Source organism: Vibrio algarum, assembly GCF_028204155.1.
Lineage (GTDB): Bacteria > Pseudomonadota > Gammaproteobacteria > Enterobacterales > Vibrionaceae > Vibrio > Vibrio algarum.
In genome coordinates this window covers 2,579,772-2,593,243 of the sequence record NZ_JAQLOI010000001.1, presented here as the reverse complement: position 1 = coordinate 2,593,243, position 13,472 = coordinate 2,579,772, and the positions used below count along the sequence as shown (strand labels likewise).

Here is a 13,472-nt window from a genome sequence, read left to right as displayed (position 1 = left end):
GTTAATAATATATGACTGTTAGTTAAGGCTTATTATTGGGTGATACTTTCGAAACTTTTCGTTGCGCCATAGTCATCTAAATAGTTGATAATTATTTTGCTTCCAGATGGAATAGCGGGTAAGTCCGAAAAATTAAAAATCTGTGACTTGTTGGGGTAAACCATAACCGCCTCGCTATCATAAGATTTGTCGTTAATCTCGATACTCACGCGGGTCAGCGATACATGATAAGGTGTTGGATTTGTTGCTTTAAGTCCTGAGCCTATTACATCCCAAACGAGATTTTTACCGGCATCATTCGCATCACCTTGTAAATCAGATGGACGGAAAAACAGTTTTAATCGTGTTCTAAATGCCAGCTGTAATGTGTTCTTGTCTTTTAAATCACTATTTTTAGCGGGTATTTCTAATACATTTAACCAAAAAATCGATTCTTCTGTCGTCGATAGTTCCTCACCTGTATAAAAAATACGTAGTGTTTGACCTTGTTTCGAGTCTATTCGATTAATTGGTGGTGTTAAGATAAAAGGAACTTGAATAGTTGAAGGGTTTTGGTCTGGGTCCCCACTATCTATCCAACTTTGAACTAAAACAGGTTTATTGCCATTATTGTTAAGTTTGACCGATACTTCTTTACTATTATCTAGGTAAACAACACGAGTATTATTAATAACAACGCTCGCCTGAGTAGAGAAAACACTCAAAATTGAAAACGAAATAAATAACAATTGAAGAAATCGGGAAATTAACATTACACACCTATATTCAAAGATCTATGGAAATATGGCAGGCACAACCCCGCCATATTTAATTAAAAAATAAAATTACTTATACATAATGTTGTAAGTGACAGAACTTGCTACCGTACCAGCAGTAGATGCTCCACTTGCAATGTATTCAACAGCGTAAGGTAAAGACGCAGTAGCAGCGCCACTGGCACCAGCTGCTGTTGCGAAAGTATTGTTTGAAGTTTGACTTTCGCTACCAGCTTTGATTGCTGCATTCGTTGTGCCATCAGTAAGGCGTAAAGCGACTTTTGTTGCACTTCCGCTGTTAATTAAAAAGCCTGTACTTACGTCAACGGTAGAGCCCGCTTCAAAATAGGTAGAAACCTTCGTGTCTGCCGGAGTTCCCCCCAACGTACACTTGCTCATTACGATATTAAAATGTGTTTTACCTGCGGTATCACCGTCAGCTTTTAATAAATCTTTTGATACTGTAGGCAGTGTGATTGTTGCATCAGCTCCCTGACCATCAACAACGACTGTACAAGTAGAAGCGGTAATTTTGCCAGCAAATGTGATGGTACCTGAATTTGCTTGTGCCGTTAGCGCAACCATTGGTAAAGCAATGATACTGACTAAAGGGATTATTTTTTTCATTGGGTATGCCTTAATGTTATATGGAAGAAAAGTAGTTGTTTTGTTCAAATAACCAGCCAAAACAAACTCAATGTGCAGTACATTTTGTTATTAATACGGCTGAACTTTTGCAATCATACCTCTGCGATACATGTACTGGCATAGCAGAACAAAATACAAAAGTGCTCAGACATGCCAATATTAGTTAACTTATTGTAATGTAGGCTTTTAATGTGGTATTTCTTGTTTTGTATTTGAGTTTAAGATCGAGGTTTTGATGTTTGGCGCATCAGGAATAGGCGAAAACTTTTTATTAGAGTGTTCGCAGTCCAAAATGGCCAAAATTTGTGCCTATTATTTTTGGCCTTTGCTTGTTCAATAACGGATAAAAGCTAACTCAGATTTAATCAAAGTCCATTAATGACATTTTGTTTCAATTTATGTCTTAACCTTGAAATCAAAATCGGAGACTATATATAAATTAAAATATGGCGTTCTCTAATATATGAGTGCCACTATAATAAAAGGTCAACTGACCAATAAGTGTTTTACTGGAGAAAGTAAATGAAACGAATTATGTTATTTTTGGCAACCAACTTAGCCGTTGTAATGGTATTAAGCATTGTCTTAAATATTGTTTATGCAACCACGGGTATGCAACCGGGTAGCCTAAGTGGTTTGTTAGTCATGGCGGCGGTATTTGGTTTTGGTGGTTCATTAATTTCATTGCTAATGTCTAAGCGGATGGCGTTGCGTTCGGTTGGCGGTCAAATTATAGAGAGCCCAAGAAACGAAACAGAACATTGGTTGCTTAGTACGGTTGAAAGACAAGCAAAACAAGTTGGTATCGGGATGCCTACTGTGGCAATTTACGATGCGCCAGATATTAACGCCTTTGCAACGGGTGCAAAACGCAATGATTCCTTGGTTGCGGTATCAAGTGGTTTATTGCAAAACATGACACGTGATGAAGCAGAAGCAGTGTTGGCTCATGAGATTAGTCATATCTCAAATGGCGATATGGTTACCATGACTTTGATGCAAGGTGTTGTAAATACGTTTGTTATCTTCCTTTCTAGATTTGTGGCAAACATTGTTTCTTCAGGCAATAGAGACGAAGGACAAGGGAGCAACATGATGCTCTATTTTGCTGTTTCATTCTTCTTAGAGATGGTTTTAGGTTTTCTCGCTAGCTTCCTTACCATGTGGTATAGCCGTCATCGTGAATTTCATGCCGATGCAGGAGCGGCAAATTTGGTCGGTAAGCATAAGATGATTGCCGCTTTAGAACGGCTAAAAGTAAGCCACGAACCTCAGTTAGAAGGTTCAATGATGGCCTTTGGTATCAATGGTAAACAGACAATGATGCAGCTTTTGATGAGCCATCCACCGCTTGATAAACGCATAGATGCTTTGAGAAATAGTTAACAGCCTGTCTAATAAGTTTGTGATTTGTATGGCTAACCTTAGCCATACAAATCAACCTATTACTACATTAAAACAACTCAGCCCCACAAAAACCAACGTTATTCTTACGAGATAAGCGTCAGCTCCATGATCCACGCGTCAGCTCCGTGATAGTCGTCTTCGTTATCATCTATTGCCGTAGCTTTGTCTAGAGCCGGAACATCTAGCAAATTTACTTTTGGTACAGTTGTCAAATACAGCACAATACAAGGACACTCCCCTCAATAAAACGGATACGGTAGTTTTTGAGGTAAGCGCCTTGGTTACATCAGGTGCTCTGGAAATACTTTATTATGAAACAACGTTCCATTGGATTAGGCTCTTTTGAGTTTCATCACACTGTGCTAATTGTAGTGCTCTTTTTACCCATGGCCCGGCTTCTTGGGTTTCCGATACCATAGATGACATTGTAGTCGTGCTATAGCACAGAGGCCGCAACGCGATTTTGTTTTAGCTTATTGGTACGGCATTCATTGGTAGTGATGTGCGGTTCTTACTTGATCGGCCATTGTGGTATCGATAAACCCCATTGCTTGAGTCGCTATTTGAGTCAAAATAATAGGAATGGATAGGCGCATTAATGTACTCGATTCACGAGTAATAGGACGGAGTCTCGTTAGCATGGGAGTTCTAAACACCAATATATATACACCAATGATGGCAGGATAGCGGTGTGTATCTTAGGTTGTGCCCGTTAGGCCGCGGGTGTATAAACACCTTATTTTGTAGGGTCAAGTATTGGTCTTATAGAGCGGGTTTTACTGAGGTAGCAGTATGGTTACGTATTCCAATAAGAATCCAGTAGCCAGGCTTCTAAGGCCTCTTCATTTAAAGGACGGGCATATAAATAACCTTGAGCGTATTTACAACCTTTTTGCTTCAAAAGCTCGGCTTGCTCGATAACTTCGATACCCTCTGCCACCACATCAATACCTAGGCTGTTGGCCATAGCCAGAGTTGCTTCAACGAGCCTCATACTTTTCGGATCGGTAACGAGATCGTCGATAAACTCTTTATCAATCTTAATAATATCAAAAGAATAATTCCGAATATAACTTAGAGAGGAATAGCCAGTACCAAAGTCATCCATTGCTATTTTAATGCCACTAGCACAAAGTTCCTGAATAACAGCTTCACTTTTTTCTTTATTATCAATTAATACGCCTTCGGTTATCTCCAAAGTCAGACAATTTGCTGGTAACTGCAAGTCAATCAGAATCTGTATTACATGAGAAGCAAAGTGTGGGTCGTAAAACTGCTTTGGTGAGACGTTTACTGCAATCATATAGTCCTGGTTGTGGCGGTCACGCATACGGGAACAAGCCGAAAGAGACTGTTTCAATATATACGTACCTAGCTCTAAAATCGTACCATTGCGTTCAGCCAACTCAATGAACTCCCATGGAGGAACAACGCCAAGGGTTGGATTAGTCCAGCGGGCAAGGGCTTCAAATTTTCGAGGTTGTCCAGTGGCTAAATCAACAATAGGTTGATAAGCAATACTTATCTCACCGCGCTCAATGGCACCTTTAAGATTTTCTTCAAGCGTCATTTTACGCAAGGTTCTTTTATTCATATCCGTTGAAGAGAAGCTGAAGCTATTTCTGGCCGTATTTTTTGCTTCGCGTTTCGCAATAGAAGCATTTCTTAACAATTCGGTAACCTGACTGCCATCTTTGTTATAGCAGGCAACACCTATACTGGTGGTGATGTTAACTTCTTTGCCATCGAGAAGGAACGGTGCTTTTATAGTGTTCAGTAAATGTGAGCAAACCGCTTCTGCATCGTGCTTTTCACTAGAAATTTTAGTAATAACAACAAACTCATCGCCACCAAAGCGACATATAAAATCTGAAGTTCTCATTGCTGATTTCAGTCTTGAAGCGACGAGTCTTAGTAACTGATCTCCTTTGGCGAGTCCAAATCTATCGTTTTGCTTTTTAAAATCGTCGATATCAATAAATAGAATGGCAAAGCTGGATTCAGAAGACGCTTCGGCAACACGAATTTTCTGATCGAGCTCGGTAAACATCCCAGACTGATTTGGCAAGCCAGTTAAACTGTCTTTAAAAGACTCTTCAACGAGTTGATCAGTTTTAGTTTTTACTGTCTTACTGAGTGTTACATTCCAGAAGCCAATAATAAAAGTAATGATGATGACGGCTGCAAAAATAATACTAAGAAAAACGATAAAAAGGTAAAAGTAGTTGTTTAGAAGATTAATTTGTTTTTTTGCAATGGAGTCTGGAAATATAACACCTATATGCCAGTTCTGATCGATGAGTTCGTTAACGACTAGGATAGCGCGTTCTGAGCCAAGAAAGCTGGAATCGAGTTGAACAAAGGAGCTATCTGAATGGTGAACAGCTGCAACCAAAGAGGTCAGTGATGAATCTGAGTTGGCGACCTTTTCTATATTTTTCATCAGAAGGTCATAATTTCGCGGCAGTGAGGTAGCAACAAACTGTTCGTTACTATCCAGAATAAAGCTGACGATACCCGACTGTGCTTTGATCTCCATCAGAAGCTGATTCACTCCGCTAAGCTCAATATCTATTGTTGCTACGCCCCAAAAACGGCCTTCACGTTCGATTTTGACAGAGCAGGTCACCATAGGAACATTGGAATGCGGGTCAATATAGGCTTGTGACCAGATACACTGGTTAGGTGGCGAGTTTTTAGCGCTCTGATACCAGAGCTCATTCTGGTAAGGGGCGCTTTTTGGCGAATTATAACCTTCATCAAGTCGGTATTGACCGTCCTTTGTTTTTACCCAAAATAATGAGGCTTTTTTTGGTTATCAATTAACTGGTAGGGTTCGGGCCAGATACCGCCCCCAGCAATATTGGTACTGTTTTTTATTAGAATACCAATATTATCGATAAAACGATGTCGGATGAGTGGGACGCTAGAGGCAATTACTGCAAGATTTTTCGTCAGCGCTGCCTGCTCAGAGAATTTTATAGTCAGTTCTTTTTCAATCAGCTTAGCTTGAAGATTAGCTTTAGCAACACTCTCTTTTACGACAGCAGGCGCAACGATATAATGAGCAACATAGAGTTGTGCACTCATCAAGGCGATAAGTACAAAGATAGCCCCCCAAAAAAGTTTCCTTTTTTCTTTAAACACATTCCACCTAAACAAATAACGTTCTATGTTATTAGGGTTGATATCATACCGCTATATTTGATAATAACAAACCAGTCACTATAGGCAACGGTGGTCTCTGATATTTCTGGACACGAATAGTTATTTGAATGGAGGGGTAAGAGTGAACTATTCACGCTCGTTTTTGCTCAAAAAAGAACGACGATCAAATAACATGTTCATAAACAATTATTTCAAATGCTTTTTCTATGTTGCATTGCTGGTCGAAGTAAAAATTGTGAGTTTGTATTATTTACGACATTTTACTTACAATAGGTAAAATGCCGCATTAAAAATGGCTTAATAACAATGAGTTACCTTTGGCTTTCTTTTTGCTTATGAGTAAAGTTTTACTTGAATTAATTGAGCAGGGGTAACTATGTTTAAGCATGAATCTGACCGATACGTGTCATTTTGTAATATTGACTGCGATGAAAATGCTAACAAGTTGATAGAGATGCTGGTTAAGCACATAAAAGAAAGCAATGGGAATGAAAAGTGGCGACAATACTTTTCTCTTAAACGCGAAGAACAATTGCTTATGTCACATGATAATCTTCACTTCATAGGTAATCAAATTAATACGTTATATGCGTATTTCAAAGATTGTGAAGATACTATAGCTTTAAATTTATTGTATCAGCTAGAGCAAGAATGTTGTTAATAAACGAAAATGATGAATAGAACCCACACAAATATAGGTTGTTAAACGATATTTACCGGCTTGCGCATGATAAAAACAAAAGCCCTGTATGAAGAAAACAATCACCAATAAAATAAGGGGCAAAGTGGCACCCATGGTAATGTTTGTTTTTTGTATACAGCAATTCTAGAGATGGATCTCAATCTAATAACCGTAAAAAAGCGTAAATGGGCTGTTAACACATAGACGGCTTTGAGACGATGACAGTTGACCGCTAGTATCGGGTTGAATATTGCGCGATTATCTATTTTGACTTAATTATCAATCTAGGTGATACAATGAGTTTGCATTAGATGAGATAAGGAAGATAAATGAAGCGATGGATTTTAGTGATTTGGATCGCTGTAGCAACAGTTGGTTCTACTTACGCAGCAACAGTTGGTTCTACTTACGCAGCAACAATGAATAACTCTTACTCTAAAAAGAACTTAGCATCGGCGTATTCTATAAAGAACTTTGCAGAGCAAACGCCTGGTGGCGATTATACTATCGTTCTTGCACTTTCGGGTGGTGGAACTCGAGCCGCAGCGATAGCTTATGGGGTGCTAAAGGCATTGCGTGCAGAAACGTTGCCAGAAAATGACCACCAAAGCCTTCTTGATGAGGTCGATGTGATTAGCTCTGTTTCTGGTGGTAGTTTTGTTGCGGCTTACTATGGCTTGTTTGGTGAAAAGATTTTTAGTCAATTTGAGGAAGACTTTCTTTATTACGATGTCGATGGTGATCTTGTTGGGGCATTGCTTGATCCAACGAAATGGTTTTCTGATCAAAACAGGACAGATAAGGCCATAGAGTATTACCAAAATCGGTTGTTTAAAGGAGCGACGTTCGCAGACTTACAACAAGCTGGTGGTCCATTAGTCATTATCAACGCCTCTGATCTAGGGAATGGAGTGCGGTTTTCATTTTTGCAAGAGTACTTTGATCCACTCTGTTCAGAGCTTTCTAGCTACCCAGTCGCAAATGCCGTCGCCGCTTCTTCCGCAGTACCCGTAGTGTTCAATCCTGTGGTTCTTAAAAATCACGATACCTGTGATACGTCTAAGAACCGATTCCTCGAAGGTGATGTTGGAAACGTTCCGGCTATTACTCGATCCACGGTTTATGGCTTGCTAGGGTATAAAGACAAAGAAAAAAGGAAATTTGTTCATCTAATTGATGGTGGTATCACGGATAATTTAGGGCTACTTTCTCTGTATGATACCGCTAAAATTGCGGGAAGAGATTTAGAGTTTTATGAAAGCAGGCGTAAAAAACCTTCCTCCCATTACGTTATTATTTCTGTTGATGCCTCTGCAGTCCCTGAAAACTCGTTTAACCTGTCTGCAGAAGAGCCCAGTATTACAGATACAGTCAGCGCGATGTCAAACATTCAGTTTCTCCGCTATAACGCGAGTACGCGAAATACAGTAGAGGAATGGATGCAGGAGTATGTCGAAACATCGGCTGAGTATGGCAATTCAGTAAAAACCTATTTCGTTAACATAAATTTGTCACCGTCCGCTGTATTGGATGACAAAACGAGGAAGTTCTTAAACGATATTCCGACCGCGTTATCGCTTGAAAAAGAACAAGTCGACGCCGCTATCCTAGAAGGCTATAGCCAGTTGCAAAACAACCCAGACTTTGTTCGTTTCCGCCAAGATATCCGTAAAGATATGAAGAAGGACTGAAACAAAAGGCTTCCATAACTATCTTTGATAAAGGCATCCGTTTAATCATACTGGATGCCTAATGGAGCAGAAAGTCAACAAAAAACAGGTTGAGTTGCATGGGTAAACGCCGCGCCTTGAGTCGCTGAAAGACTTAGGTAAATACCGTTGTGCGCTAGATGTTATGTCTATTTTGAGCGTTAACGCAGGTGCAAATCGATCTTGTCTTGCTAATTGCATTTCTATATATAAAAATTATATTTTATCGATTCTCCCAAGCAAGAAGTCATTGTGGGGGCGGTTCATCCACGTGGGAATGAGCGTAAATCAAATTCGCTGCATTTTTCGTTCCGGAATAGTTCTTGCTTTATTTTTGTACAAAAAATAGACAGGGAAAAAAGGTGCGAAAATGAAATGGTTGCGTGTTTTATGGCTATTGCCGCTCATACAAAGTGTGGCAATGGCGAGTTCTCCTAACTGGCAAGACAATACCAAGTGGGAAAATTGGCCTACAGTAGGCAAAGCCGATCTCAGTTGGTTGTTTTTCAACATTTATAAGTCAGAGCTTAAATCACCAACGGGTCAGTATTTAGAGAGTAACGATGTCACCCCGCATCCGATGGCACTGTCTATTATCTATCAGCAAGACATTACTAAGGAACAATTGATCAATGCGACTCAAGAGCAATGGATTAACTTAGGTTATAGCCAAGAGTTGCAAGATCAGTGGTTATTGGAATTGGATTCGATCTACAAAAGTGTAAAAAAAGGTGAGCGGTTGGTTTACGTTACCGACGGCACGGCAGGGGAGTTTCGTTTCTTTGGCGAAAATAGCAAAGAGATCAAGTTGGGAGAAATAGACAGTGAACAGCTCAATGACGCTTTCCTCTCTATCTGGCTATCGCCAAGTACAGAATATCCAAAACATAGAGCTGGTCTGATAGGTATGAAATAACGACTTTTTCGTTGTGTTCTTATTTAGGTACCGTGTTGTTGACCTTTTTTTCCATATCTTGTTTGACGATATCAAGGGCATTGAGCGCGGTGACTGGATCAACATCGTTACTTTCTAACAAATAGATAAGGTCGACAGCAAGTTTAATTTCATCAGGTGCGCTATCTAGTGGACTAGGTGTTTTGTTTGTCATTTATTTCTTCCTTTCGAGCATCTGTAGTTCGATAGAAGCCTTAGACTGCTGGCATCGGCTTAAACGCTCTTTTGACGCATTGAGTATCAGTTCTGCCGCGTGTTTATCTTCTGCAATAGAGTAAGAATGTTGCTTCTCGTTGACTAATTTAATCAATCGATTTTCCCAATCTTTATGCTGGGCTAGTTGGCTTGTGAGAGATTCAATGCTTTCTTGTTTGTTCGTTATTAAATCAAAGGGGTTTAGCGCGACGAGTTCAAGAGAAATGGCGCTAATTTGATTCATCAGCTTTTCGGTTAGGTGTTCTGCAAGTGCAAGTGACAGCGTATCAGATTGTTTTTCGCGAACTATCGTCTCATACGTGGCTTTAGCTTCAAGTACGCAGGGGGTCAGTAACCGAGAACGACAACTGAATAGCTTTTCATCAAAGAGCGCCTTTCGGAGCGCACCTCTGTGCTTGTCGAGCTTTTTGGCTTTAGCAATGAGCTGATTTAAGTGGGTTTCTAATTGATTAAACTGTTTCATCAAAACCAAGCGTCGTACCCTAATTTGATGGCAAGTATGCTCACTACAGTCACAAAGACAGGGCGGATGAATTTTGAGCCAAATCGAATAGCGGAATGAGCCCCAACAAAAGCACCAACCATTAAACAGACACCCATTGTTAAGCCAAGTACCCAATTGATATGCCCCAAGAGGGCAAAAGTGACTAGAGAAGTAAGGTTACTGGTGAAGTTCATCGCTTTTGAAAGACCAGAAGAAAGCAGTATGTTCATGCGATAGATAGCCATGCTGCTTACTGTCCAAAAAGCACCAGTCCCAGGCCCAGCAACACCATCATAAAACCCAAGTGTTAACCCTTGAGCCCATTGAATTTTATTTAATTTTTTACAGGGCTTTGGTAAAACGTTTTCGTTTGCTTCGGGGGTTTTATGCCAAATAGTATAGATAGCGGTTGCCAGAATGATCACCGGCAACGCTTTTTCTAACCACTCGGTACTTAACGCATCGACCACAAGCGTGCCTATGGTTGCCCCAATTAAGGTTGCGAAAAAAGCGTGGGTCCAAAGCTCTGGAGTGAACAGTCGCTTTCGATAAAAAGTGATGGCGGCAGTGGATGAGGCAAAGGTTGCCGCTAGTTTATTCGTCCCTAACGCCACATGAGGTGGAAGCCCAATAGAGAGTAATGCAGGCACGGTTAACATTCCACCGCCTCCGGCAACCGCATCAATAAAGCCAGCAGCAAACGCGACTAAAGCCAAAATAACCAACATGGTTGGTTCTAACATTTCCATAAATTTTCCGGTACCTAGGTTTTAGTCAGATCGGTCTAAATAATCTTTATTCAATCATTCGTTTAAATGGGGGTAAAGCGTCAAGTAGCAACTTTCCGTACCGTTTACTGATGACTCTTCGATCAAGAATGACGACTCTACCAGAATCTTGTTCTTTTCGCAGTAGACGACCAACAGATTGGATCAGTTTTTTACTCGCCTCTGGCACCGAAATCTGCATAAAAGGATTGCCGCCGCGACTCTCTATATATTCGGAATGCGCCTGTTCTACCGGTGAAGTAGGGACTGCAAAAGGAATCTTAGTGATAACAAGGTTTTCAAGCAGTGCTCCGGGTAAATCAAGTCCTTCCGAAAAACTACCAGTACCAAACAAGACACTTGTTTTACCGCATTGTGTCAGCGTTTTATGTTTATTTAGAATAGCTGTGCGTGACGATTCTCCTTGAACTTGGAGAGCCCACCCATTTTTATTAAATAGAGGTCCAACGATCTCCGCTACCTGCTTCATTTGCCAATATGAAGCGAAAAGAATCAGATTCGCCTTATCTTGCATAATCAAGGGGGGAGAATCTCAGCTAGGTATTCAGTAAATTGTGGTGCCTGTGGTTCGTATTTCATTGCTGGAACCAATAACTGGGCATTATCCTGATAATTAAAAGGTGAAGCTAAAGCCAAAAATTGAACGCCATCCTCCTCTTTATGACTGACCCCCGCTTGATTGCAGAAGAATTGAAAAGAGTTTAGTGCTCGTATGGTTGCCGATGTTAATACGGCACCGACGCACCGGCTCCACAGTTTTTGGTCTAGTTCCCAGCCAACTTCCAATGGTGACACGTTGACAATCAAATCGCCCTCGCGGTCTGGGTTCAGCTCTAACCATTTAACTAGTGGTGCACCTTTTTCTTTTTTCGGTTCGGCCATTAAATGCCAAACCTTGGCGAGGTTTTCTAACCTCTGGCTATAAAAACCCATCTCGGCCAAGGCAGGTTCTGCTATTTTATTAGAAAGCTCACCATCCTTTAGCCTTTCGGCTATAAGGTCGGCTATTTTCCCTAGGGCTAGACTCGCTTTACTGGATATCAGTTTCAATTCTTGGGACTGTTTTTCAAGCCATTCAGGCAGATCACCGTGCTCGAACCGATAAGCCTTATCTTCAAATTGGGTCGCATCAAACTGCTTACTGAGTTGATTTAAAGCGGGAACCAGCTCTTGGATTGAATCTTGTAATTCATTTCGGAAACGATTGACCCGTTTCTCATCCGCAAGGCTGGCAAACTTACTTGAGCTTTGATTCAGTTTTTCTAGCCAAAGTGTTGCACCTTTAAGGCTGGCAGCGGCGGATGAATGGTCTCTTGCTACCTTGGGTAAGTGATGCGCTTCGTCGAAGATATAAATCGTATTGTCTGGCTCAGACAATATTACGCCACCACCGAGATCGATATCGGCCATAACCAAACTATGGTTTGCAATGATGACATCATTTTTATCCAGTTCAGAACGCGCTTTCTGAAATGGACAGCCTCGGTGAACGGGCAGGCTGTTATTGCAGCTGTGCTTATCACTAACGATGGTCTGCCAAAGCGCATCTGGAATTGGCTTTGGCCAGGCGTCTCTGTCGCCATCCCATTTTCCTTGAACCAGAGATCGATACATGGTTTCCAGCAGTTCGATATCTTTTTTCTTTGGTTTGGTCTCAAACATGGCGAGTTGACCGCCATCCACGCCAGAAGCGGCCGCTAGTTTTTCCGCGCAGCAATATCGCTGTCTGCCTTTAGCAAGGATAAAAGAGAAGTCTAAATCGGTAATGCGTCGAAACAGTGGTAAATCTTTATCTAAAAGCTGTTCTTGTAAAGCGACAGTGGCGGTAGAGATAACCACCTTTCGATTGTTCAACACAGCACAAGGAATGGCCCCCATTAAATAAGCCAGTGATTTACCTATCCCGGTGCCTGCTTCTGCCACAATGATTCGGTTTTTTTTGTGATAGTCACCCGATAACGTTTTAGCAATTTCAGCCACCAGATAATTTTGTGCGCGTCTAGGAACAAAATTATCTAACTGGTGCTGCAGATTCTGATAGCTATTACGAATCGATTTTTGGACTTTAGGATTAAGCATAACGGAGCCAACTTTTGATAATGGCGCAGTCTAGCACAGCAAAGACCTCCGCTCTATGGCTCAAGAATATGTGAGTGCAATCACGAAGCATATTTATATGACGGTCTGATTACGGAATTAATTTAGATAAGAATTTATTTTCGTTAGTAATTTATCGTCTTGATCTCGCGATTTGAGTCACAAATTCAGTTCTTTTCTAACTAAAATAGGATCAAGATCACAAAAAAAACTGAACCTTCCAAAATGTTACGTTAGAGGAAGTTGATATAGAATTATATTTTTAAAAAGTGTCTTTTAGTAGCTGTATTGTGCTGTTTTATTGTCTTTGTAATCGTACTTGCAGTGTTATAAGCTGTTATGTGCCGCTGCATCTATGTTTAATTTGGAGCTGTTTGATTGGTATTATGATAAGCGTGATGAATGTTTCCTGTGTTAAGTCTCTGTTTTTTATTGTTTTATGTATTTTTATTTTTATTTTTTTATGTGTTTGACATGAGGCGATTTCTTTTGCAATCTAGGTTTCGAAATTTAGTGGTGGTGACGGGTAGCCAAATTGGTAAAACGTTATCATCAATAAAATA

12 protein-coding genes and 3 pseudogenes are annotated in these 13,472 nt (G+C 40.6%); 4 read left to right on the top strand and 11 right to left on the bottom strand.

The window, feature by feature from the left end; all coding sequences use genetic code 11:
* Positions 1 to 32 precede the first annotated feature (32 nt).
* Both PGX00_RS12085 and PGX00_RS12080 read right to left on the bottom strand, forming a co-directional pair.
* Entirely contained in the window at positions 33 to 752 is a 720-nt protein-coding gene (locus PGX00_RS12085) for a fimbrial biogenesis chaperone (protein WP_272136748.1), read from the bottom strand.
* Between the two features lie 72 nt (positions 753 to 824).
* On the bottom strand, positions 825 to 1,382 hold the full coding sequence (locus PGX00_RS12080; protein ID WP_272136746.1) for a fimbrial protein: 558 nt from the start codon (positions 1,380 to 1,382) through the stop codon (positions 825 to 827).
* Positions 1,383 to 1,925: 543 nt separating this feature from the next.
* On the opposite strand from PGX00_RS12080, the gene htpX reads away from it, so the two are divergent.
* Complete coding sequence (gene htpX / locus PGX00_RS12075; RefSeq protein ID WP_272136743.1) at positions 1,926 to 2,789, top strand: protease HtpX; 864 nt, start codon at positions 1,926 to 1,928, stop codon at positions 2,787 to 2,789.
* Positions 2,790 to 2,893: 104 nt separating this feature from the next.
* Here htpX and PGX00_RS12070 read toward each other — a convergent pair whose 3' ends face one another.
* From PGX00_RS12070 to PGX00_RS12055, 5 genes and pseudogenes are all read right to left on the bottom strand, one after another.
* Positions 2,894 to 3,022, bottom strand: coding sequence for a hypothetical protein (locus PGX00_RS12070; RefSeq protein ID WP_272136741.1), 129 nt, complete (start codon positions 3,020 to 3,022; stop codon positions 2,894 to 2,896).
* A gap of 291 nt (positions 3,023 to 3,313) precedes the next feature.
* Positions 3,314 to 3,451, bottom strand: a pseudogene (locus tag PGX00_RS12065) (MATE family efflux transporter); the annotation flags it as partial.
* A gap of 155 nt (positions 3,452 to 3,606) precedes the next feature.
* Positions 3,607 to 5,253, bottom strand: a complete 1,647-nt coding sequence (locus tag PGX00_RS22935) for a putative bifunctional diguanylate cyclase/phosphodiesterase (RefSeq protein WP_407702390.1) — start codon at positions 5,251 to 5,253, stop codon at positions 3,607 to 3,609.
* A 21-nt stretch (positions 5,254 to 5,274) separates the two neighbouring features.
* Positions 5,275 to 5,580 (bottom strand): annotated as a pseudogene (locus PGX00_RS22930) (cache domain-containing protein); the annotation flags it as partial.
* A 17-nt stretch (positions 5,581 to 5,597) separates the two neighbouring features.
* Positions 5,598 to 5,957 carry a hypothetical protein gene (locus PGX00_RS12055; RefSeq protein WP_272136737.1) on the bottom strand — a complete coding sequence of 120 codons (360 nt, stop codon included), beginning with the start codon at positions 5,955 to 5,957 and terminating at the stop codon, positions 5,598 to 5,600.
* Positions 5,958 to 6,354: 397 nt separating this feature from the next.
* Between PGX00_RS12055 and cowN the strand changes: the two genes are divergently transcribed.
* From cowN to PGX00_RS12045, 3 genes are all read left to right on the top strand, one after another.
* Positions 6,355 to 6,639, top strand: coding sequence for a N(2)-fixation sustaining protein CowN (gene cowN, locus PGX00_RS22925; protein ID WP_407702355.1), 285 nt, complete (start codon positions 6,355 to 6,357; stop codon positions 6,637 to 6,639).
* 350 nt (positions 6,640 to 6,989) lie between these two features.
* Positions 6,990 to 8,351 carry a patatin-like phospholipase family protein gene (locus PGX00_RS12050; protein WP_272136735.1) on the top strand — a complete coding sequence of 454 codons (1,362 nt, stop codon included), beginning with the start codon at positions 6,990 to 6,992 and terminating at the stop codon, positions 8,349 to 8,351.
* A gap of 388 nt (positions 8,352 to 8,739) precedes the next feature.
* Positions 8,740 to 9,285, top strand: coding sequence for a chalcone isomerase family protein (locus PGX00_RS12045; RefSeq protein WP_272136733.1), 546 nt, complete (start codon positions 8,740 to 8,742; stop codon positions 9,283 to 9,285).
* A 19-nt stretch (positions 9,286 to 9,304) separates the two neighbouring features.
* Here the strand turns inward: PGX00_RS12045 and rsmS are convergent, their stop codons facing one another.
* From rsmS to dinG, 4 genes and pseudogenes are all read right to left on the bottom strand, one after another.
* On the bottom strand, positions 9,305 to 9,478 hold the full coding sequence (rsmS, locus tag PGX00_RS12040; RefSeq protein ID WP_272136731.1) for a pleiotropic regulatory protein RsmS: 174 nt from the start codon (positions 9,476 to 9,478) through the stop codon (positions 9,305 to 9,307).
* Positions 9,479 to 10,003 (bottom strand): primosomal replication protein PriC, encoded by a 525-nt coding sequence (gene priC / locus PGX00_RS12035; protein ID WP_272136729.1) that lies wholly within the window; start codon positions 10,001 to 10,003, stop codon positions 9,479 to 9,481.
* Positions 10,003 to 10,773: a TSUP family transporter gene (locus PGX00_RS12030; RefSeq protein ID WP_272136727.1), complete on the bottom strand. Its 771-nt coding sequence runs from the start codon at positions 10,771 to 10,773 to the stop codon at positions 10,003 to 10,005. Before PGX00_RS12030 ends, priC begins: the two co-directional genes overlap by 1 nt.
* A 46-nt stretch (positions 10,774 to 10,819) precedes the next feature.
* Positions 10,820 to 12,891 (bottom strand): annotated as a pseudogene (dinG, locus tag PGX00_RS12025) (ATP-dependent DNA helicase DinG).
* Positions 12,892 to 13,472: the final 581 nt, after the last annotated feature.